At 41.2% G+C, this 22,114-nt stretch carries 22 protein-coding genes and 1 other RNA gene; 13 read left to right on the forward strand and 10 right to left on the reverse strand.

What is annotated here, in order from left to right:
• Positions 1-18 precede the first annotated feature (18 nt).
• Complete coding sequence (gene trmN, locus GKR48_RS17570) at positions 19-753, reverse strand: tRNA(1)(Val) (adenine(37)-N(6))-methyltransferase TrmN (RefSeq protein ID WP_154628999.1); 735 nt, start codon at positions 751-753, stop codon at positions 19-21.
• 159 nt (positions 754-912) lie between these two features.
• Here trmN and GKR48_RS17575 point away from each other — a divergent pair, with 159 nt between their 5' ends.
• From GKR48_RS17575 to srmB, 4 genes are all read left to right on the forward strand, one after another.
• Complete coding sequence (locus GKR48_RS17575) at positions 913-1,644, forward strand: IclR family transcriptional regulator (protein ID WP_154629000.1); 732 nt, start codon at positions 913-915, stop codon at positions 1,642-1,644.
• Positions 1,645-1,646: 2 nt separating this feature from the next.
• The gene (gene hutG, locus GKR48_RS17580; protein WP_154629001.1) at positions 1,647-2,564 is read left to right on the forward strand and encodes a formimidoylglutamase; all 918 of its coding nucleotides are present in this window, start codon (positions 1,647-1,649) and stop codon (positions 2,562-2,564) included.
• A gap of 310 nt (positions 2,565-2,874) precedes the next feature.
• Entirely contained in the window at positions 2,875-4,080 is a 1,206-nt protein-coding gene (gene gltS, locus GKR48_RS17585) for a sodium/glutamate symporter (RefSeq protein WP_154629002.1), read from the forward strand.
• Between the two features lie 181 nt (positions 4,081-4,261).
• Complete coding sequence (gene srmB, locus GKR48_RS17590; protein WP_154629003.1) at positions 4,262-5,617, forward strand: ATP-dependent RNA helicase SrmB; 1,356 nt, start codon at positions 4,262-4,264, stop codon at positions 5,615-5,617.
• A 44-nt stretch (positions 5,618-5,661) separates the two neighbouring features.
• On the opposite strand, the gene GKR48_RS17595 is transcribed toward srmB, so the two are convergent.
• Together GKR48_RS17595 and grcA are read right to left on the reverse strand one after the other, a co-directional pair.
• Positions 5,662-7,110, reverse strand: coding sequence for an ankyrin repeat domain-containing protein (locus GKR48_RS17595; RefSeq protein WP_154629004.1), 1,449 nt, complete (start codon positions 7,108-7,110; stop codon positions 5,662-5,664).
• 160 nt (positions 7,111-7,270) lie between these two features.
• Positions 7,271-7,654, reverse strand: a complete 384-nt coding sequence (gene grcA, locus GKR48_RS17600) for an autonomous glycyl radical cofactor GrcA (protein WP_108478520.1) — start codon at positions 7,652-7,654, stop codon at positions 7,271-7,273.
• Between the two features lie 339 nt (positions 7,655-7,993).
• Here grcA and ung point away from each other — a divergent pair, with 339 nt between their 5' ends.
• Positions 7,994-8,674: a uracil-DNA glycosylase gene (ung, locus tag GKR48_RS17605; RefSeq protein WP_154629005.1), complete on the forward strand. Its 681-nt coding sequence runs from the start codon at positions 7,994-7,996 to the stop codon at positions 8,672-8,674.
• 119 nt (positions 8,675-8,793) lie between these two features.
• Here the strand turns inward: ung and grpE are convergent, their stop codons facing one another.
• Positions 8,794-9,384 carry a nucleotide exchange factor GrpE gene (gene grpE, locus GKR48_RS17610; RefSeq protein ID WP_154629006.1) on the reverse strand — a complete coding sequence of 197 codons (591 nt, stop codon included), beginning with the start codon at positions 9,382-9,384 and terminating at the stop codon, positions 8,794-8,796.
• 116 nt (positions 9,385-9,500) lie between these two features.
• Here grpE and nadK point away from each other — a divergent pair, with 116 nt between their 5' ends.
• From nadK to bamE, 3 genes are all read left to right on the forward strand, one after another.
• Positions 9,501-10,385, forward strand: coding sequence for an NAD(+) kinase (nadK, locus tag GKR48_RS17615; RefSeq protein ID WP_181478775.1), 885 nt, complete (start codon positions 9,501-9,503; stop codon positions 10,383-10,385).
• Between the two features lie 85 nt (positions 10,386-10,470).
• A complete protein-coding gene (gene recN, locus GKR48_RS17620) occupies positions 10,471-12,132 on the forward strand; it encodes a DNA repair protein RecN (protein WP_154629007.1) in 1,662 nt (553 codons plus the stop codon).
• A gap of 112 nt (positions 12,133-12,244) precedes the next feature.
• Positions 12,245-12,637: an outer membrane protein assembly factor BamE gene (gene bamE / locus GKR48_RS17625; protein WP_036949409.1), complete on the forward strand. Its 393-nt coding sequence runs from the start codon at positions 12,245-12,247 to the stop codon at positions 12,635-12,637.
• Between the two features lie 297 nt (positions 12,638-12,934).
• Here the strand turns inward: bamE and GKR48_RS17630 are convergent, their stop codons facing one another.
• The gene (locus GKR48_RS17630) at positions 12,935-13,228 is read right to left on the reverse strand and encodes an RnfH family protein (protein ID WP_211886192.1); all 294 of its coding nucleotides are present in this window, start codon (positions 13,226-13,228) and stop codon (positions 12,935-12,937) included.
• A complete protein-coding gene (locus GKR48_RS17635) occupies positions 13,221-13,655 on the reverse strand; it encodes a type II toxin-antitoxin system RatA family toxin (protein WP_195848268.1) in 435 nt (144 codons plus the stop codon). Before GKR48_RS17635 ends, GKR48_RS17630 begins: the two co-directional genes overlap by 8 nt.
• 153 nt (positions 13,656-13,808) lie before the next feature.
• On the opposite strand from GKR48_RS17635, the gene smpB reads away from it, so the two are divergent.
• The 4 genes from smpB to GKR48_RS17655 all read left to right on the forward strand — a co-directional run bounded on the left by smpB (position 13,809) and on the right by GKR48_RS17655 (position 18,243).
• Positions 13,809-14,291, forward strand: coding sequence for an SsrA-binding protein SmpB (gene smpB / locus GKR48_RS17640; protein ID WP_006814817.1), 483 nt, complete (start codon positions 13,809-13,811; stop codon positions 14,289-14,291).
• Between the two features lie 47 nt (positions 14,292-14,338).
• Positions 14,339-14,702, forward strand: a transfer-messenger RNA (tmRNA) gene (ssrA, locus tag GKR48_RS17645).
• Between the two features lie 183 nt (positions 14,703-14,885).
• Positions 14,886-16,127 carry an integrase gene (locus tag GKR48_RS17650; protein ID WP_154629008.1) on the forward strand — a complete coding sequence of 414 codons (1,242 nt, stop codon included), beginning with the start codon at positions 14,886-14,888 and terminating at the stop codon, positions 16,125-16,127.
• A gap of 526 nt (positions 16,128-16,653) precedes the next feature.
• Positions 16,654-18,243, forward strand: a complete 1,590-nt coding sequence (locus tag GKR48_RS17655; RefSeq protein WP_154629009.1) for an anti-phage dCTP deaminase — start codon at positions 16,654-16,656, stop codon at positions 18,241-18,243.
• A 313-nt stretch (positions 18,244-18,556) separates the two neighbouring features.
• Here GKR48_RS17655 and GKR48_RS17790 read toward each other — a convergent pair whose 3' ends face one another.
• The 4 genes from GKR48_RS17790 to GKR48_RS17660 are packed head-to-tail and all read right to left on the reverse strand — an operon-like array spanning position 18,557 to position 20,694.
• Positions 18,557-19,075, reverse strand: a complete 519-nt coding sequence (locus tag GKR48_RS17790) for a hypothetical protein (RefSeq protein WP_230088713.1) — start codon at positions 19,073-19,075, stop codon at positions 18,557-18,559.
• Positions 19,065-19,304, reverse strand: coding sequence for a hypothetical protein (locus GKR48_RS18335; RefSeq protein ID WP_230088714.1), 240 nt, complete (start codon positions 19,302-19,304; stop codon positions 19,065-19,067). Before GKR48_RS18335 ends, GKR48_RS17790 begins: the two co-directional genes overlap by 11 nt.
• A gap of 23 nt (positions 19,305-19,327) precedes the next feature.
• On the reverse strand, positions 19,328-19,741 hold the full coding sequence (locus tag GKR48_RS18340) for an HsdM family class I SAM-dependent methyltransferase (RefSeq protein ID WP_442959392.1): 414 nt from the start codon (positions 19,739-19,741) through the stop codon (positions 19,328-19,330).
• On the reverse strand, positions 19,714-20,694 hold the full coding sequence (locus GKR48_RS17660) for an HsdM family class I SAM-dependent methyltransferase (protein WP_255425054.1): 981 nt from the start codon (positions 20,692-20,694) through the stop codon (positions 19,714-19,716). The genes GKR48_RS18340 and GKR48_RS17660 overlap by 28 nt, the downstream gene beginning before the upstream one ends.
• Positions 20,695-20,840: 146 nt before the next feature.
• Between GKR48_RS17660 and GKR48_RS17665 the strand changes: the two genes are divergently transcribed.
• Positions 20,841-22,009, forward strand: a protein-coding gene (locus GKR48_RS17665; protein ID WP_442959393.1) for an IS3 family transposase whose coding sequence is annotated in 2 segments (ribosomal slippage) — positions 20,841-21,096 and positions 21,096-22,009 — 1,170 coding nt in all. Because the reading frame shifts where the segments join, the coding sequence is not laid out codon by codon here.
• The last annotated feature ends 105 nt before the right edge of the window (positions 22,010-22,114 follow it).

The following is a 22,114-nucleotide window of genomic DNA, read 5'->3' on the forward strand; positions in this document are numbered from 1 at the left end:
CGATCAATGCTGAGTCGATCAATACTTAAGATAAAATGGTCGGATCAACGAAATAAACTCATCCGTATAGCTATCATCGGGTTGTTTCAACGTTAAAGACGAAATAACCGGCTCCGTCATCTTAATCGTCAACCCTAATAGCATCCGATGATATGGCGTATGTGCTTTATCCTGAACTTGCACGCGGTAAGCTAAATTCCAACCACTCGCCATTGCCATTGCTTCGACTTTCTCTCCCACTTCATAGGGTAATACCAAACAAAAAATACCGTCAGGTGCCAAACATTGTTTAGCGCTATCTAATAATACTTGGTGAGTCAGTGTTCCGGTATAGCGAGCTTGATCGCGTTTTTCATCCCGACACGCCACCGCGGGCTCAAAATAAGGCGGATTACTCACGATTAAATCATACTGATGGTTAGGCTGTTCGCTAAACGTAATAATGTCCTGATGGAACACTCGCAGCCGTTCAGACCATGGCGATTCATCAAAATTTTCCTGCGCTTGTAACGCCGCGGCGTCATCAAGTTCAACCGCATCAACCTGCACTTGCTCACTACGCTGAACCAGCATTAAGGCAATTAATCCGCTCCCACTGCCTATGTCCAACGCGTATTTTGTCGCATTAAGAGGCGCCCACGCACCGAGTAATACCCCGTCAGTACCGACCTTCATCGCGCAACGGTCATGGGCAACAAAAAATTGCTTGAAGGTAAACCCGCCTTTTCGATAACGCTTTTTTTGTTCGCTCATACTGCCACTCTGGTTTAAATAGGATTTGCGTGAATATTCTCAATTTCAACCCACAAATCTGCAAATTTAATCTAATTTCAATAATATTATTCTCATATATTGAGAATATCATTTGTTAGTGATTTTTTTTACTGCTAAGTTCGAGAAAAAGGAGATGCCATGAACAGTATTAATAGAACACTAGATATCTTATCGTTTGTCACGACTTGCGCGTCTCCAATCACACCACAAACCATCTCCAAAGAGTTAGATATTCCTCTTTCAACGGTTTATCGGCTTTTAACTATTCTCATAAACTGGGAATTTGTGACTTACTCTAAGCAATATGGCACTTATACCGTTGGTGCGCAGAGTATCAAAACCCAAGAAAAATACTATCACCACAGTTTGCTAATGACCTCGTCAAAATCAGAGTTGCGCGCACTGGCCAAAAAGACCCAAGAGACTGCGGCAATTATTACCGCCAACCTACGGGAAACTATCTGTGTCGATAAAATTGATAGTGAACAAGCCGTACGCTGCTCTTTTATTGTTGGGCATGGTAATACCGTGATCCGCGGCGCTAGCGCAAAAACCCTTTTAGCCTACCGTGATGAACAATACCAAGAATTAGTCTTCGAAACTCACGCCAAGCAGCTACACAAAGATAACTATTTACAGAAATTAAAACAGGATCTAATCCAAATCCGCCAACAAGGCTATGGCATTTCTATTGGTGAAATTGACGCTGGTGTTTTTGGCGCATCGGCTCCTGTTTTTAAAGGCAACGATATTTTAGCTGTCGTCTCTGTCATGGCACCCGAATTTCGTGCCGTCAACCGTGTCGATGAACTGATTAAAGCAACATGCCAAACGGCCCAAAATATAACAAAACTGATTAACTTGGAGTAACTATGACACAACCTTTTCAATGGCAGGGTCGAACTGATGGTGAAACACAGGAACATTTACGCATTCACCAAGTCATCAACCAACGCTCACCTGCAGAGTTTGCCATTATCGGCTTCGCTTCAGACGAAGGTGTTCGCCGCAATAAAGGCCGCCAAGGTGCTAAAGCTGGCCCTGATGCCATTCGTCGTCAGCTTGCTGGCTTACCTATCCACCAGCCATTGGCTATCCGTGATGCGGGAACCGTAAGTTGTGACGATGGTGAGCTGGAAGCAGCTCAACGTCGCCTATCTGATGAAATAATCTCAGTATTAGAACAGCGTCAAAAACCCATTGTTTTAGGCGGTGGGCACGAAGTCGGCTTTGCGAGCTTTCAAGGCATTTTCGATTTCGTTCAAAAACATCAGCCAGAAAAGACCATTGGGATCATCAATTTTGATGCGCACTTTGATTTACGTGAAGCCCCAGAAGCCACATCCGGTACGCCATTTTTACAATCCTCACAACTGTGCGCTAAGCATCAGCGCCCTTTCAATTACCTGTGTTTAGGCATTGCGGATCATGGCAACACCAAGGTGTTATTCGATACAGCGGACAGCTTAGGCTGCCACTATATTCGCGATAAAGCCTTAACCGCAAGCTTATTACCGCAAGCAATTGAACAGATTAAACAATTTGTAAATTCTGTAGATTACCTGTATGTCACTGTGGATTTGGATGTGTTCTCTGCGGGTATCGCACCGGGGGTCAGTGCACCAGCCGCTCGAGGGATTTCTACTGAAACATTTGATGAATTATTTAACGTCATCAAATCCAGCGGCAAGATTGCGCTGTTTGATATCGCTGAGTGTAATCCTGAATTTGATATTGATAACCACACATCAAAACTAGCCGCTTACTTGGTTTACCAATATTTATTCTAAAAACAACAAACACAATAAAACGACTGATAAACAACTTTACCTTGTCTTTCAAAATATAAATAAAAGCTTAGTCAACTAAGCAACTAGTTAAAAATAAACAGCACAGAGGTTCGAAATAGCCAACAACACTGTCGCTTGAAAAACACTTATACATGCCTTTAACAAGACATTTATACCCTTGAATTTCGAGTTACAGCTAGGCGGTGAATGAAGGTACCCCTAGGAGCATACATAAAGTATGTGACTAGGGTACCTAAGAGAAACCAACAACGCTGTAGCACGAAAGACAAAGTATAAAAAAGGGAAAAATATGACATTCCAAATCGACACACTCACCACCCTCTTCCTGACAGTAGTTTGCCTACTAATGGGTGTTCACCTCAAGAAGCGCATTGAATGGCTGCAACGTTTTTGTATCCCTTCACCGGTCATTGGTGGATTTTTAGTCAGTTTGCTTATCTGGGGATTAAAGTCTTCCGATTTAGCTGAGATTACGTTCGATACCAGTTTACAATCATTCTTAATGGTGGCGTTCTTTACAACTGTGGGTATTGATGGCAGCTTCCGCATATTAAAAAGCGGCGGACGCTTATTGATTACTTACCTGTTAATTTGCTGGACATTGGTTATTTTCCAAGACACCTTTGGTGCCGGTTTGGCGCATTTGCTAGGTATCGACCCGGTTATCGGGATCATGGCTGGCGGTGTTTCCTTAACAGGCGGACACGGTGGTGCGGCTGCCTTTGGTAGTATGGCTGAAGGTCTTGGCGTACAGTCTGCAACCGTAGCAGCGATTGCGGCTGCAACGTTTGGTCTGATTTCAGGAAGCCTATTAGGTGGTCCTATCGCAAGCTACTTAATTAAAAAACACAACGTCACTATTCAAGCTGAAGATAATGTTGAAAGCATGAAAGTTGAAGAGAAACTGGCAGGTAAAATTGACTCTATCGACGCCCATGCATTCTTAAAAATGTTAGCGCTGATTTTAGGTGTAATGGTCGTCGGTCAGTTTGCGTCTGCCCAGTTCACTAAAGCTACTGGATTCTCTTTACCAAGCTATGTAGGCGCCATGATTATCGCGATTATTGTGCGCAACATTAACGACCAAGTTGAAATTGTTCGTATTAACCAAAAATCCATCAACTTAATTTCTGATGTTTCACTGGGCTTATTCTTAACCATGGCGATGATGTCGCTTAAGATTTGGGAACTGAAAGTCATCGCGCTGCCATTATTCATCATCTTACTGGCGCAAACTATTGCCATCATCCTGTTCGTTGTTTTCGTCGTCTTCAGACTGTTAGGCAAAAACTACGATGCCGCAGTAATGTGTTCAGGCATGATGGGACATGGTTTAGGTGCAACGCCGAACGCAATGGCAAACATGTCATCGGTCTGCGAGCGCTACAAACAAGTTTCTATGAAAGCATTTATGATTGTGCCTCTAAGCGGAGCTGTACTTATCGACCTCGTGGGAATTCCTTACCACACTTGGTTAATTAACATGCTTAGCTAATTCCACTTCATCCCTCTTACCAACTATATGACAGAGTTTGGTAAGAGGGAGCATTATCAGTAAGCCACTTCCTTATATACCCCCCGCCAACAAAAACAGGTAAACTCTGCACAAAGCTGATTTTTGTGGTGAACAATTTTGCTAACCTGTTTATAATCAGCGCCCCAAATAGAGGTATATCATGACTGCATCCACTTTTTCTGAACTTGAGCTTGATGAAAGCCTGATCACCGCGCTGACCAATAAAGGTTACGAGCGCCCGACGGCGATCCAAGAAGCCGCCATCCCTCCTGCAATGGATGGACGCGACGTTTTAGGTTCAGCCCCAACCGGAACAGGTAAAACTGCGGCATTCTTATTGCCAGCTATTCAACATTTACTTGATTTCCCAAGAAAAAAATCAGGTCCGCCTCGCGTTCTGATTTTAACACCAACTCGCGAACTCGCTATGCAAGTCGCTGATCAAGCTAAAGAGTTGTGTGCACATAATCATTTAGACGTTGCCACCATTACAGGCGGCGTTGCGTATATGAATCACGCTGAAGTTTTCAGCGAAAACCAAGACATCGTCGTCGCAACCACGGGGCGTTTGCTGCAATACATTAAAGAAGAAAACTTCGATTGCCGCGCTGTGGAAATTCTGATCCTCGATGAAGCTGACCGTATGCTGGATATGGGCTTTGCGCACGATATCGAAACTATCGCAGGCGAAACCCGCTGGCGTAAGCAAACCATGTTGTTCTCCGCCACCCTTGAAGGTGAAGCGATTCGTGATTTTGCTGAGCGCCTACTCGAAGATCCTATCGAAATTGAAGCGGATCCTTCACGCCGTGAACGCAAGAAAATCCAACAATTCTACTATCGCGCTGATACGTTAGAACATAAAACTGCGCTACTGTGCCATCTTATCAAGCAAGAAGATGTCACCAAATCGATTGTCTTCGTGCGTAAGCGCGAACGCGTTCGTGAAGTTGTCCAATGGCTGCGTGAGGCTGGTATTGAACCTTGCTATATCGAAGGCGAAATGGTGCAAGCGAAGCGTAACGAAGCCGTTCGCCGCCTAGTGACTGGACAAGTTAAAGTCCTCGTTGCGACGGACGTTGCTTCCCGTGGATTAGATATTGAAAACGTCAGCCATGTTTTTAACTTCGACTTACCGCGCACTGCAGATGTCTATTTGCACCGTATCGGCCGTACTGGTCGTGCTGGACGCAAAGGTACTGCCCTTTCTTTAGTGGAAGCGCACGATTTCCCTCTACTGGGCAAAATCACTCGCTACATCGAAGATCCGATTAAGATGCGTGTGGTAGATTCATTACGCCCAACAACCAAAGCGCCTTCTGAAGCGATGCTGAATAAGCCAAAACCATCTAAGAAAGTGCTGGCTAAGCGTAAAGAGAAGAAAAAAGAAGAGCAAAGCAAGAAAAAAGAAAAAGTACGCCATCGCGATAAGAAAAATATCGGCAAACGTCGCACTCCAGCTATGTCATCTACAACTGCGCCATCTGCAACTGCAGATAGCAATAAAACCAAGTAAAACTCAATCGAGTGATACTGACAAAAGCGGGCTTCGGCCCGTTTTTAATTCATTAACTTATAGACCTTCTCCCTCATAGCCCGGCTTTCATTAGTTAACGATTCTGCTTTTATCATATGATTATCTAAAATATCTCGGCAGTTATAACCCTGATTATTTTCCATTCTCCAATCTGCGCCATTCGATAATAATAATTCAGCAACATCTAAAGAGTGACTATTTAAAGCATCATGCAACGGAGTATTTCCCAAATTATCTCTCACGTTGACTATTAAACCATTACTCAGCAAAATTTCTGATTGAGCCACTCTCCCGCTTTGAGCCGCTAAATGTAAAACAGTTTTTTGCTGAGCCAACTGCATTTTTTTAATTCCCTGCCCATATGGTGACTCCAATAATACTTTTATAAATTGGCTATTACCTGTACGAACAGATTGCATAGCAAGTTTATCAATATCGCAGTGCTTATTTTTCATTGAAAGCAACGCTTTAAATTCACTGATGTTTTCTTTCTTAATTGAATTTTTACAGCTTTCTTGCCAATTAAGACTTTGTTTCTGCTCTACGTTAGGAAATTCATTCAACATAGAATCCGCTGTTTTATCAAATTCACCTGTAATCGCATTCCAATTATTCCATGGTTTATATTTGCACATCATCCTAATAATCTTAACCATTGAATGTGCAATAAAGCTCCTGGCCATCAAACGGTGTGGTAACCAGTCTTTCCAAGAATTATGTTCGCTATAAGCCATTTTGATACGGTTTCCCAACGCAGAAGGGATTGGTAACGTGTTTTGAAGTGCATCAAGCCAATCATATTGAACAGTATAAAAGCGTATCAAACCTTCATCTGCTTGTTGCTTAGCAATGTTATAATCCATTCCAATTTTATTTACTGTGTTTTGAGCAAGCCCTGAAGGACTAAATGAAATACAAGGTGATTGACTCGCCAGAGCGGCTATTGATGCAAGACCTCCCCCTAGAGAGTGCCCTGTACAGATAATATTGCCTTTCACGGCTCGATATAGAATATTAGTTAACCCCACAGCCTGAAAGAATTGAGGTTCGTAATATCCTAGCCCTTGCCGAATATTGGCATAAAAATCGACAATATCATTCGTCCCCGCAAAGCAAATAATATACAGACCATTAAAACAACAAATATTTGATTGAAAACCTGTAAATTCATTATTTAAAAGTTCTGCATCTATGCCTAATTCATTAATTTTTGATGGGCTAAGTTTTTCTACTCCTTGAATATCACGCCAATTATTCTGATAAGCACCTTGTGATAGTAACGCTAAAAGATAATCTTTATTCTGTGCATCTCTTCCTAAAAACTCCTCTCTTGTGACATTCTTAGACCATTTATCTCTAAAACTGCATGATGAATCTAAAAATGTATTTTGTTGATATAAATTTAAACCTTCTTCAACAAAAGAAAGTTCGTCCTTACTTACTGTCTGCTGTATTGCTGTATTGAATGGCATAAATTCTCCCTAACAAATGCTGTATGCTGGAAGAATATTGAAATATAAATAACCAAGGGAGGAAATAATCAACTTTGTTAGAGGCAAATAAAAAAGCCATTGAGAACAATGGCTTTTAGAATTTATTAAGATAAGAGATCTATTGACCCCTTAATGTTTATTACAGGCTTTCAGTGAAAGTACGAGTAATAACGTCACGCTGCTGTTCAGGCGTTAATGAATTAAAGCGAACTGCATAACCAGAAACACGGATAGTTAATTGAGGATATTTTTCTGGGTTTTTTACTGCATCTTCTAATGTTTCACGGCTTAATACGTTAACATTTAAGTGCTGACCACCTTCTACACGAACAGTTGGTTTCATTTCGAGAGGAACTTCACGGCTCTCAAAAGCACCCAGTTCATCTTTAGGAACAACCTGACCTTCGCTATAATCTGCTTTCGCACATACACAACGAGCTTCATTTGTCTCGCTATCAATTAACCAGAAAGAGTTTAGCAGTGCTGCGTTGTCACTTTTAGTAATTTGAATACCAGTAATCATCTCGACCTCCACGTTCGAATCAGATTTTGATCAATCTTTGCTAACTGTTTTTAATCGCTGTTGATTGGATAATTGGTCTAACCAACCTGTTTATCTAATATATACCAGCTAGAACCCCTACATTCTTTGATATTTATCAAATATTTCGTATGGTAATTAACCAAACCAGTGCATCTTCATGATTTAAATCAATATTCACGTTTGGTTTTTTTAATTATTTTTGTAAATTCTCAAATTAATTTGAAGCGCTTTTAGAGAGTTAGCGCAGAACAACACTTTATCTATACGTCATGAACCAGTAAGCTACGAACTATAAAACACATCACTATGGAATCATTCATGTCAAATACGATGACTTGGCACGACGTAATCGGTGCGGAAAAATCACAAACCTATTTCAAAGAGACTCTCGCGTTTGTCGCAAAAGAAAGAGAAAGCGGAAAAGTAATCTACCCGCCGCAAGAAGATGTTTTCAATGCGTTTCGCTATACTGAATTAGCGGACATCAAAGTCGTGATCTTAGGACAAGACCCCTATCATGGACCAGGACAAGCACACGGTTTATCATTTTCTGTGCGCCCCGGTATTAAAGCGCCACCTTCACTCGTCAATATGTATAAAGAGCTTGAGAAAGATATTCCTGGATTTATCCGCCCAGAACATGGGTACCTACTTAGCTGGGCGCAGCAAGGGGTTTTACTTCTCAATACTGTATTAACTGTCGAACAAGGCAATGCGCACTCACACGCACATTTAGGCTGGGAAACGTTTACAGATAAAGTGATTCAGGCGATTAATGATCATACAGAAGGCGTGATTTTTCTTTTATGGGGATCCCATGCGCAAAAGAAAGGTCGCATTATCGATACTAAACGCCACCATGTCCTTAAAGCACCTCACCCATCACCACTTTCTGCGCATCGAGGCTTCCTAGGATGTGGTCATTTTTCGAAAGCTAATCAATTACTTGAACAACAAGGTCGCACACCGATTGATTGGTATCCGGTTATTCCTGAATAAACGCATTCTATAGAAAGTAAATGTGTTGGTGATGAAGCTTGCAGAAATTCATCATAGAAAAATGGGATGCTCAGCATCCCATTCTCGTTATATACCCTAAAATTATTTATGTTCTAAACTTATTTAGAAACAATTACCATTGCAGGACGCAGCAGACGGTTATTCAAGGTATAACCCTTTTGCATTACGTTGATCACCTGACCTGAACTATGGTCTGGGGATTCAATCATGGTCATGGCTTGGTGAACTTCAGGGTTGAATGGCACATTCGCCGCATCAACAGGCTCAATACCAAACTTAGAAACGGCATCTAAGAACGTTTTCAACGTAAGATCTAAGCCTTCTAACATTGCTTTGGATTCTTCGTTGTCACGATCAGCGGCTTCAATTGCACGCTCTAAGTTATCAATCACAGGCAACAATTCATTGGAAAACTTCTCAAGCGCAAACTTGTGGGCTTTTTCAATATCTTGTTCTGTACGACGACGAATATTTTCGATTTCAGCGTGAGCACGTAACATCGCTTCGCGTTCAGTTTTACGGGAAGCTTCAAGTTGCTGTTCAAGCTCAGCAATACGCGCTGCTAACGCTTGTTCTTCGGCTTGTAAATCCGCTTGTTGAGTATCAACTTCTTGCTCTGCTTGCACTTTTTGTGTTTCATTTTGCTCAGAAGCTTGCTCATCATGCATGTTTTGTTCTTTACTACTCATGAATATCTCCGCGTATTTAGCAATAATTCTATCTATGAGAGTATTATGGGGATCTAATACAGGGATTCAAGGGAAGTCATACAACGAGGAGTTAAAAAAGTATGCAAAAGGCTAAGATGACACCATCTTCACAATTTAAAACTATCGGTATTGTCGGACACCCAAGGCACCCTGAAGCACTGGCGACCCATGAACTTATCTATCATTGGCTGATTTCAAAAAATTACCACGCAATAATTGATAAACAAGTGGCTAAGGATTTGAAATTAAAAGATGCCAATACAGGAACTTTAACAGAAATCGGTCAACAAGCAGATTTAGTCGTCGTTGTCGGAGGCGATGGAAACATGCTTGGAGCGGCGCGAATTTTATCCCGCTATAACAATAAAGTTATTGGCGTAAACCGTGGTAATTTAGGTTTTTTAACCGACCTAGACCCCGACAATGCCCTTCAACAACTTTCTTGTGTTCTTGATGGGGAATATCATGAAGAACAACGCTTTTTATTAGAAGCTCAAGTTATCAAAGCAAATCAAAAAGCCCGTAAAAGTAGCGCCATCAACGAAGTCGTTCTTCACCCTGGCAAAGTCGCGCATATGATTGAGTTTGAAGTTTACATTGATGAAAAATTTGCCTTTTCGCAACGCTCAGACGGCTTAATTATTGCAACCCCGACAGGCTCAACAGCCTACTCTTTATCCGCTGGGGGCCCTATCCTTACACCAAATCTAGACGCTATTGTACTCGTGCCGATGTTCCCGCACACCTTATCGTCTCGCCCATTAGTTATCAGTAGCGACAGCAGTATTCGCTTAAAATTTTTACGCACCAATATTGATTATGAAGTCAGTTGCGACAGTCAAATTATGCTACCTATACAGGATGGCGAAGAGGTGATTATTAAACGCAGCTCGAAGAGTCTGAATTTAGTTCATCCAAAAGATTACAATTATTTCAATACATTAAGCTCAAAACTTGGTTGGTCTAAAAAAACTTTTTAAATTTTTCGCACTGCCTCTTTACTGTATAAAAAAACAGGTTAAACTGTATGAAAACACAGGTGTGTATTTAAACAGGAGAGCTCAGATGCTAACCCAGCTAACCATCAATAATTTTGCTATCGTTCGTGAGTTAGAAATCGATTTCCGTAGCGGCATGACGACAATTACAGGTGAAACCGGTGCGGGTAAATCCATCGCTATCGATGCTCTTGGCTTATGTTTAGGAAACCGAGGTGAAGCCAACATGGTTCGCCCTGGTGCTCAACGTGCCGACCTGTGTGCTCGTTTTTCACTGTCTGACGCTCAAATGGCGGCAAACTGGCTCATTGAGCATCAACTTGATAATCAAAATGAATGCTTGCTTCGCCGTACCATCGCAACCGATGGGCGCTCTCGAGGCTTTATTAACGGAGTTTCCGTTCCCTTATCCCAATTACGTGAACTCGGTGCATTACTGATCCAAATTCATGGCCAACACGCTCACCAGTTATTACTGGATAATGACCATCAGCAATCCTTACTTGATGCTTATGCTAATCAGCAAGAATTACTCGCTCAAATGAAGCAAACGTGGCAAAAGTGGCATGAGTCTTGTCAGCAATTAGCTGTTTTTCAAAAACAGATGCAAGAGCGTGAATCTCGCCAACAATTGCTTGATTATCATTTAAAAGAGTTAAATGAGTTCCTACCCGTTCAAGGGGAGTTTGAGGAAATTGACCAAGAATATAAGCAGCTTGCTAATCACGGACAATTTTTAACTATTGGGCAAACAGCGGCTCAAATCCTAACTGAAAGTGACGATGCGAACGTCATCAGCCTTCTTAATATGGCAAAAAATGAGCTTTCTGATTTAGTCACTCTGAATCCTAAATTTTCAGGACTATTGGATATGCTGGAAGAAGCGGCCATCCAAGTTAGTGAAGTGAGTGATGAAATTAAACATTACTGCGATCAATACGAGTTAGACCCAAATCGCTTGTTTGAATTGGAGCAGCGAATTTCCAAACAAATTAGTTTGGCGCGCAAACATCATGTTACGCCTGAGTCTCTGCCTGAACTCTTTCAGCAATTAGTCGAAGAGCAAAATCAAATTGCTAATCAAAATGAAGATTGTGAAGCTTTAAATGCGCAGGTCATTACTGATCACCAAAAAGCGTTAGAATGTGCGGAACGTTTACATCATGTACGCCTGCACTACGCACAAGAACTCAGCCAACTAATTACCAGCAGCATGCACCAACTTTCAATGCCTCATGGTCTATTCACGATTGATGTAAAATTTGTTCCTGAACATTTGCAAATCGATGGTGCCTGCAAAGTCGAATTCAATGTCACCACAAACCCGGGACAACCTCATCAAGCCTTAGCAAAAGTCGCATCAGGTGGTGAGCTATCTCGCATCGCTTTAGCCATTCAAGTGATCACCGCGAAAAAAATGGATACTCCGGCGTTAATTTTTGATGAAGTAGACGTGGGTATTAGTGGCCCAACCGCCGCTATCGTCGGGAAATTGCTCCGTGAACTTGGCGAATCCACCCAAGTTATGTGTGTGACTCACTTGCCTCAAGTCGCAGGCTGCGGTCATCACCATTTTTATGTTAGTAAAGAAACAAACGGTGTAGAAACCGAGACTCACATGCAGTTACTGGATAAAAAATCAAGATTACAAGAGCTTGCACGGTTACTTGCAGGTTCTGAAGTGACAAAAAATACGTTGGCTAATGCAAAAGAGTTGCTCGCAGCTTAAATTTCGACAACTTTTTTTATCTCCTGTTGTCTTAGAGTCGATCTGGAAGGTTTTAAATTGTATCAATGTCGATTATCATTGATGTTCTGACTCCAAAAGGAATGAGATATCCATGCGTTATAAATTGTTAACTGCTGCAGCACTATCATTCGCATTAATGTCCACAGGCTGTTCAATGATGGAACGTCTTGTCTATCATCCGGATATTAACCAAGGTAACTACCTGACAGCGAAAGATGTTGCGAAGATTAAAAAAGGAATGACACAGCAACAGGTTGCTTATGCTTTAGGCACGCCAATGATGACTGACCCGTTTGGTTCTCAGACTTGGTTTTATGTTTTCCGCCAAGAGTTGGGGCATGACCCAGTGAAGCAAGAAACATTGACGCTGACGTTTGATCGCAACGGTATTCTGACGGATATCAAAAACGAGAAAAACCTTGAAGCGCAACAAGCCATGGAAGCTGGTGAAGTTAAAGCATCAGAACCAAAAGCAGCGGAATAACACCCTATATAGCGTAATGCTTGAGCGTGTATAACTTAAGTATGTCTTATAACTTGAGTATATAAGTAGCTACCTGCCCCATTTAAATGATGGGATAAAAAACAGGTAGTTACTTTAGTACTTTTGTTTATTCTTTTATAAATTCTCGCCAATACATAGAAGCACCATCTTCTACGTTCTAGCCTATAAATCGACGTATCCATCACTCTCTACAAAGAAAAATCTATAAATTAGACACAAAAAAACCGAGCTTTCACTCGGCTTCATATCAAATTGGTTCGCTCACTACGCAATATCTTATTTATTATTCTCTTTCGATTTTTCAGCTCGCTTGCGGCGCAGCTCTTTCGGGTCGGCAATCAATGGGCGATAAATTTCGATTCTATCCCCTTCTTGAACCACATCACCCAATTTCGCTGGGCGACTATAAATGCCTACTTTATTTTTCTTTAAATCGATATCTGAACGCAGCGTTAAAATACCCGACGCAATAATGGCATCTTCAATCGTCGTTCCTTCTGCAACCTTCACTGAAAGCAAAAATTGCTTTTCAGGTAACGCGTAAGTCACTTCAATATTGATATCAGACACGGTAAACGACCTTAGCACGAGACGTAAATGCTTGAACCATATTGTTGGCTAGCTCTTTGAATATTTTACCGAATGCCAATTCAATCAGCTTATTGGTAAATTCAAAATCGAGATGAAATTCAATTTTACAGGCATCAGCACTCAAAGGAATAAACTGCCATCCCCCAGATAGAGTTCTGAAAGGGCCCTCAACTAACTGCATTTGGATACGTTTATTGTCTTCCAACGCATTTTTCGTAATGAAGGTTTTGCTAATTCCCGCCTTTGAAACCTCAACCGATGCCGTCATTTCATCAGAATTTTGGCTAATAATTCGGCTTCCAACGCATCCCGGTAAAAAACTTGGATATGAAACCACATCATTCACAAGTTTATACATTTGTTCTGCGCTAAAAGGGACTAACGCAGAGCGACTAATCTGTGGCATATCAATTCCTATCCCCAAAAACTGCGCATATAATAGCACCATTGATGGGTTACTCAAAAAACAAAACCCGTGCAGGGCAAGAAATGCACAATCGCAAAAATATCAGTGTTGAACGATTTCATTCAACGCATCTTAACGTATAATGAATGAACTATGACAAAGAAAAAACCATATAAACCCGGTTCAGCAACAATTGCTATGAACAAACGTGCTCGCCACGAATATTCTATCGAAGAGGAGTTCGAGGCGGGTTTATCCCTACAAGGTTGGGAAGTTAAATCATTACGCGCGGGCAAAGCCAACATTGGTGATAGCTACGTTTTACTGCGCGATGGTGAAGCCTATCTGTTTGGTGCCAACTTTACACCACTGACGGTCGCATCATCCCATGTAGTTTGTGACCCAACTCGCAGTAGAAAACTGCTTCTTAATCAACGTGAATTAGATACCCTTTACGGTAAAGTTAACCGAGAAGGCTATACCGTCATCGCTCTTTCCTTATATTGGAAAAACGCGTGGTGCAAAGTGAAAATTGGCGTCGCCAAAGGTAAAAAAGCCCACGACAAGCGTTCTGATATCAAAGATAGAGAGTGGCAATTAGATAAAGCACGTATAATGAAACATTCTAATCGCTAAGTCCTAGCTTTATAGAGTTATTTTCTGTTATACTGCGCTCACAACTTGGGGCTGATTCTGGATTCGACGGGATTTGCGAAACCCAAGGTGCATGCCGAGGGGCGGTTGGCCTCGTAAAAAGCCGCAAAAAAATAGTCGCAAACGACGAAAACTACGCACTAGCAGCTTAATAACCTGCTTAGAGCCTTCTCTCCCTAGCCTCCGCTCTTAGGACGGGGATCAAGAGAAGTCAAACCCAAAAGAGATCGCGTGGATGCCTTGCCTGGGGTTGAAGCGTTAAACTTAATCAGGATAGTTTGTTGATGGCGTGTCTGTCCGCAGTTGGCAAATGAAATTAAAGACTAGACTAAGCATGTAGTACCGAGGATGTAGAAATTTCGGACGCGGGTTCAACTCCCGCCAGCTCCACCAAATTATCTTCTAAGGACGTCCAAAGAAGACTGAAAAGCCCGCTAACTCAATGAGTTGTGGGCTTTTTTATGTCCTGCGTAGTCTGATGTCACCTAATTAAATCCAATCATCTTAGGCACCTTGATAGGCACCTCGTTAACCTTTATAGTTTTTGAGGTGCCTAAAAACAATGGAACATCAAAAATGGCAAGACAAACCAAACCCTTATCCGCAAAAGAGATCGATGCAGCAAAGCCAAAACAGAGTGATTATGTCCTCTATGATGGCGATGGATTAGAGCTATTGGTTAAATCCAATGGCAGCAAGCTGTGGTCATTTCGCTACATTCGCCCTCTCACTAAAAAGCGAGCTAAAAAGAGCCTAGGCTCTTACCCTGCCGTCAGCCTTGCAGATGCACGTAGCTATCGCCTTGAAGCAAGAACACTGCTTGCTAAACAAATAGACCCACAAGATCACTATAAAGAGCAAGTCCGTAACACCATAGAAGCTAAGGCAAATACCTTTCAACTTGTCGCTGAACGTTGGTGGGAAGTGAAGAAGTCCACCGTAACCGAAGATTACGGCAATGATATTTGGCGTTCACTTGAACGAGATGTGTTCCCTGCCATTGGTGACATCAGCGTTACCGATATCAAAGCGCACATATTGGTTCAAGCAATACAACCGGTTCAAGCTAGAGGCGCACTAGAAACGGTTCGTCGCCTATGTCAGCGTATCAATGAAGTAATGATTTATGCTCAAAATACTGGCTTAATTGATGCCGTACCGAGTATCAATATTGGCAAAGCTTTTGAAAAACCCAAGAAAAAAAATATGCCAAGTATTCCCCCAGATCAGCTGCCAAAGCTCATGCAGACAATGCGTACAGCTAGTATTAGTCTATCTACTCGATGCTTGTTTATGTGGCAGCTACTCACCATCTCGCGCCCTGCCGAAGCTGCTGAAGCCCGTTGGGATGAAATCAACTTTGAGACCAAGGAATGGAAGATACCTGCAGCAAGAATGAAGATGAACCGTGAACATACCGTTCCGTTGTCTGACGCTGCTTTGGCTATTTTAGATCTAATGAAACCATTAAGTGGTAATCGTGAGTTTATCTTTCCTAGCCGAATCAAGCCTACCCAGCCCATGAATAGCCAAACCGTCAATGCTGCATTAAAACGTGCTGGATTCGGAGGTGTGCTTGTTTCTCACGGTCTACGTTCAATTGCCAGTACCGCACTCAATGAACAAGGCTTCCCACCAGATGTCATCGAAGCCGCACTCGCCCACGTTGATAAAAATGAAGTTAGACGCGCCTATAATCGCAGTGACTACCTAGAGCAAAGACGCCCCATGATGCAATGGTGGGCTGATTTTATTGAGGAAGCAGATAGCGGAAGTATTATTGAAGGAGGAGTCAGAGGGATATCGCTAGTTGGGTAATTTGTATTTACTAAAGTAGACTTCACTTGACACTGTTACAGCACAAGCTATTTGTCATCAAGATATTTAGCCTCGTGACCACTGCACTATATAGTGGATAGTGAGTAAGGTCAACGAAGTCATTTTCACAATAGTAGAAAGAAACACTAAAACATTAATGAGTTTTAGTGTTTTGATTAGTATGAAAAGCTCTACATCATGTGTAATTACTTTATGTCTGAGGAAAAATATGAAGTGGAGCACACTTACCCCTCTAAAAATAAGGGAAAGTGCGCGCTTTTGTAGTACACTAAAGACCATATAGTTTTTGTTATGTTTGGATAAAAGAAATGAATATAATAACATTTAATGACACTGAATCTACCGTAGCTTCCAATGATCAGGATAATTCTATTTGCATTGAATTAACAACCTTTAATTGTGATAACGTAATTTCATTTGAATGTAGAAAGGAAAATAAAGAAGTTCTAGATGCATTTATTGAAATAATGAATACTGATATAATTTTTGATTAGGTAATTAGGCAATGGCTGAAGCAGCAAAAAAAGTACCGCAAAAACGAGATGAAAAAAAAGACGCCACGTCAGCATCATCAATGGAATTCCTGAATTCACGGCAATCAAAAGATATCTATCTTGGATTGTGTGGATATGTGGGATGCGGCATGAGAACGATATACGAAATTGCTGAAGAAATATCCAAAGATTGGGACTACAATGTTGTTCACATCCGAATAAGTACATTTTTGGAGAGTCCATTATATTTTGAGGCGGAAGCACTAGAATACGCCAAAAGTACTAAAGTAAACAGACATCTAAAACTTCAAGATATTGCCAATAAACTTCGCAAACATTACAACAGAAATGAATTGCTAGCAGAAGCGGCAATTGCTGCAATCGCCACAGAAAAGAAAAAAATTGATTATACTAATGAGGCCTATAAAGGCACTGTATTCATCATTGACCAGTTCAAAAGACCTGAAGAAGCAGAGTTATTCAGGGTTATATATCAGCATAACTTCTACTTATTAGGAGTTTTGCGTGATTTAGATTATCGAATACCGAATCTCATTGCAGATGAATCCACAAAGGATGATCTCCATTTGATTATCAATATTGATAATAAATCCTCTGATGATCATGGACAAAGAACTGGAGAAACTATTCTTGATTCCGATTTTTTCATTAAAAACAACTTCAGTCAAAAAAGTGAATTAAAGAAGAAAATTGAACGTTTTTTTGGTCTTATTCATGGTAAAAATGGTTTAACACCCACATTTAACGAAAAAGGTATGTACGCTGCTTTTTCAACATCATTACAATCAGCTTGTCTGTCACGTCAAGTTGGAGCTGCATTATTTGATGATGAAGGGAACCTGCTCGCGGTAGGAAAAAACGACGTACCTAAAGCTGGTGGGGGATTGTATAGCAGTGATGATTTTGATAAGGATCATAGATGCGTTCACAAAAGTGGTAAGTGTTATAATGATACGAACAAGCTTAAAATTAAAGAACGTATCAAAAATATATTATCCAATGAAATCAGTGCTGTTTTAGGTATTTCTGCGGAACACTCTGTACGCGATACTAATATGCGCCTACTTTTAAACAACTTAGACAAAATTACAGAAAGTATTTATAAAGATAGTAAAATTTCAAACATAATGGAATACTCCAGATCAATTCATGCTGAAATGGACGTAATTACTTCGATGGCTAGAAAACAAAATGGCGATACTAAAGATAAAATTCTTTATACGACTACTTACCCTTGCCATAACTGTGCAAGACATATTGTCGCTGCAGGAATAAAAAAAGTCGTGTACATAGAACCTTTTGATAAAAGTCTTGCTCTTGACCTACATAATGATGCTATAACAAAGAATGAAGAATCATCTAAAGTGATATTTTGTGATTTTGAAGGAGTATCACCACGTCGCTACAATAAATTTTTCAGGCCAACAGATGAACGCAAAGATGATAAAACAGGAACAGCGAATAAATTTAATGTTCGCTACAAAAATCATATAGATGTTCAATATCTTGATGATTATAGAAAGTATGAGTCCGCTGTTGCTAAGAAATTCATAACAGAAATTGCTAAACCAGAATCATAGCAATGATAGTCTTCTCTCCTTATTGTAATAAGAATAAGGAGAGGCATTTTTGTATTTTCATCGCTTATCAAACCATAATGTTTGCAATGAGTTAATTAAAATTCAATAACTATTGTCATTTTCTGACCTAATATATCAGCTTCTCGCTCATTGTAGACGATATCACTCTCTTGATTAACTGAATTGTGCCGAAGGTGAATACCAATGTAGTAACAGACTATGTCATCAAATGCTTTTGCTTATTAAAAGCATATAAATATAACGATACATCACCCCCAAAGTACATTCCCACAAGGTGGTGAGCTATCAAATGCTAGCGTTGGGCTTCACTTGCCTTTCCTAATCCCTTCATTAACACATCAAACATCAATCCAGCAAAGCCTTTCGCTATCGCTTCATTAGATAGAAGTTTCATTGCCATCTCATTATGAATATCCATACTCTCAATAATGGCATTATTGATTGACTCAGGGAATTGGCCGAGCATAGCTTGTTCTTTGGTGTTACTGCGCAGCTGATCCATAACCACTTTATTTTCTGAGATTTTTCCTGCGATGGTATTCGCATAATTGAGCATATCATTTTCAGACAAACCGTCTTCAATAAACAAGTCGTTCATTCGCTGGATGATCTCGTTAAGCAATTCAGTTTTGGGGTCTTTTGGCACAGCACCTGAGCCTTCTTTTGCTGCAGGCAGATAAGGCTTTGGTTCTTCTCCAATCATAAGGCCAAGCTGTAAATCGGCTTTCACTATTAGTTTTAGCTGTGCTGCACTTAATTTAACGTCTGCCAGCTTGGTTTTTAACTGTTTGAGGAATTTATCACGAGACAAATATTTTTTCAGAGTCAAAGGAAGCAAGTGCATCAAGAATGGAGCTCTGAGTAGCTTCATCTATTTTCTGCCAAACACTATCTACTTGCAGAGCTTCGAGGCGTATAGCATCTTTCGGGAAAATGGCTAATTTCAGTGGACGTTCAACCGTAATTCGTCGATAGCCAAACGCTTTGTAATCAAAGATTTTACTAAAATCATTTTCTACAAACTGACCGTATGTTTGCACGATTGTCTCAATCGCTTCTTCTGTCAGTTCTCTTCGCTTACTGCCCAGTAATTTACGCATGGCAGCATAAAACACGTTTTCATCATCGCCTTCGACTTCACCGCCACCACTACGCCCGCGCCTGCCTTTTTAGCGCGTTCTTTTGACGCATTAATTAATTGAACCTTGCCTTTGCGAGCAGTTGGCTTATGGTTAGATAACACCCAAATATAAGTAGCAATACCCGTGTTGTAGAATATATCGGTAGGCAGCGCCACAATCGCTTCAAGTAAATCATTTTCCAGAATATAGCGTCTAATTTCACTCTCACCACTACCAGCTCCGCCAGTAAAAAGTGGGGAACCATTCAGGATGATACCTATACGTGAACCACCTTCATGTTGAGGGCGCATTTTGCTAATTAAGTGCATCAAAAACAGTAATGAACCATCAGACACGCGAGGTAAGCCCGCACCAAAGCGACCTTCAAAACCTTTTTGAGTAACTCATCAGTGATATATTTTTGGATTTTCTTCCAATCCACACCAAAAGGTGGATTAGATAGCATATAGTCAAACTTATCACTGCGGAGCTGGTCATTCGATAAGGTATTGCCCAGCTTGATATTATCGACCTTCTGCCCCTTAATCAGCATATCGGCTTTACAGATTGCGTATGACTCTGGGTTCAGCTCTTGTCCGAATGCAGATAGAGAGACTTTCTCATTGAGTTTGTGGACATACTCCATACCAGACGATAAGAAGCCACCAGTTCCTGCTGTAGGGTCGTAGATTGAGCGTACCAAGCCTGAACTGGTTAACTCTTCTTCATTAGTGAAAAGTAATGACGTTGTCAGCTCAACAATATCCCTTGGGGTAAAGTGTTCCCCTGCTGTTTCATTCGAGCTTTCGGCAAAGCGGCGGATAAGCTCTTCAAACACTAAACCCATACCGTAGTTGCTGATGGTGTCAGGGTGAAGATCGGTAGTCGCAAAACGTTTCGCAACTTTATAAAGCAGATCGACTTCTTCTAGTTTGTCGATAGTATTAAAAAAGTCGAAGTGCTCAAAAATCTCACGGGCATTTGGGCTAAATGATTGAATGTAATTTTGAAGATTATTTGCTACGCCTGTTTCACCCAGACGGTTCAAATCCATTTTTGAGGTGTTATAAAAGCTTAACTGCGCAGCATGGATAAGCAGTTTGTCCTGCACTTCAATCGGCATTGATTTTACTGCGTCGTATTTAGCCAGAACATCAGCCTTTGTAGCTGCAAGGACACACTCTAAGCGCCTTAGCAGAGTGAAAGGGAGAATGATGTGTCCATATTGAGATTGCTTGAAGTCGCCACGTAACAGGTCAGCTACTGACCATAGAAATGCCACTGTTGAAGAGAAATTGTTATTAGTCATTGTAATCAGCACATTGTATATTAAAAAAGTTAACTGATTGTACCTTTATAACAAGCCTAGTGGTAGCGACAGGTGAAGTGGCATAGTTAATTTGGCCACCTGACTAGAGGTGATATTCTTACCTCAATAACATCACAGGTGAGCACATGGTTAAGCAATATTCAGCAGAGTTTAAACTCGAAGCTGCTAAAATGGTCGTTGACCATCATTACTCCGTGGCGAAAGCCGCTCAGGCTATGGGCGTTAGCCTTGCCGCACTTAATCGCTGGGTTAAAAAACTGAGATTAGAACGACAAGGCAAAACACCAACAGGGCTCCCGCTTACGCCAGAACAGATTGAACTTCGTGAGATGAAAAAAAAGATACAACGCCTTGAAATGGAAAACGAAATCCTAAAAAAGGCTACGGCGCTATTAATGTCGGACTCACTGAAGGATTCGCGATAATCGACAAACTCAGAGCGCATTACCCCGTCACAACACTTTGCCAACTTTTTGAACGTCATCGCAGCAGCTATCGTCACTGGCATCATCGAATGAAAAATGCCTTACCTGACGGCGTACGAGCGATTAAACGAAGCTTAGTCAAAGATGCCTGGAATTTAAGTGGCGGCTCTGCTGGCGCAAGGACTATTGCCACGATAGTGGCGACTCAATATGGTGTGAAAATGAGCCGTTACCTTGTAGGTAATTTAATGAAAGAACTTGGGATTACAAGTTGCCAACAGGTGAAGCATCGGTATAAACACGGAAGTAAAGAACATATCGACATCCCAAATTTACTCAACCGCCAATTTGCTGTCACAGCGCCCAATCAAGTATGGTGCGGTGATGTGACTTATATTTGGACAGGAAAACGGTGGGCTTATCTGGCTGTCGTGTTAGACCTTTTTGCCCGGAAACCCGTTGGTTGGGCTCTATCAACGTTCCCCGACACAGGGTTGACATTAAAAGCCTTGCAAATGGCTTGGGAAATGCGGGGGCACCCAAAAGGTCTGATGTTTCATAGTGACCAAGGGAGCCATTATACTAGCCTTGAGTATCGTCACCGATTATGGCGTTATCAAATCACCCAAAGTCTGAGCCGACGAGGTAACTGTTGGGACAATAGTCCAATGGAGCGATTTTTTAGAAGTTTAAAACATGAATGGATGCCTTCAATCGGTTATGAAAGCTTGAAAGAAGCAGAGTGTAGAATTATCGGTTATATCACAGGCTATTACAGTGGCATCAGACCCCTCTGGTATAACGGGGGATTGACCCCAAATGAATCTGAGCGACTGTTTTACAAACAGTCTAATAGAGTGGACAATTAGTTGACCACTTCAAGGAGACGCAAAAAGCATATGTTAGGAAGTTTATGCACCTATTTATTAAAAACTCTGATAAGCATTACCTTTGAGCTCATAATGTAGTTCTAT

This window comes from Providencia sp. wls1943 (genome assembly GCF_009706275.1).
In the GTDB taxonomy this organism is placed as follows: Bacteria; Pseudomonadota; Gammaproteobacteria; order Enterobacterales; family Enterobacteriaceae; genus Providencia; species Providencia zhijiangensis.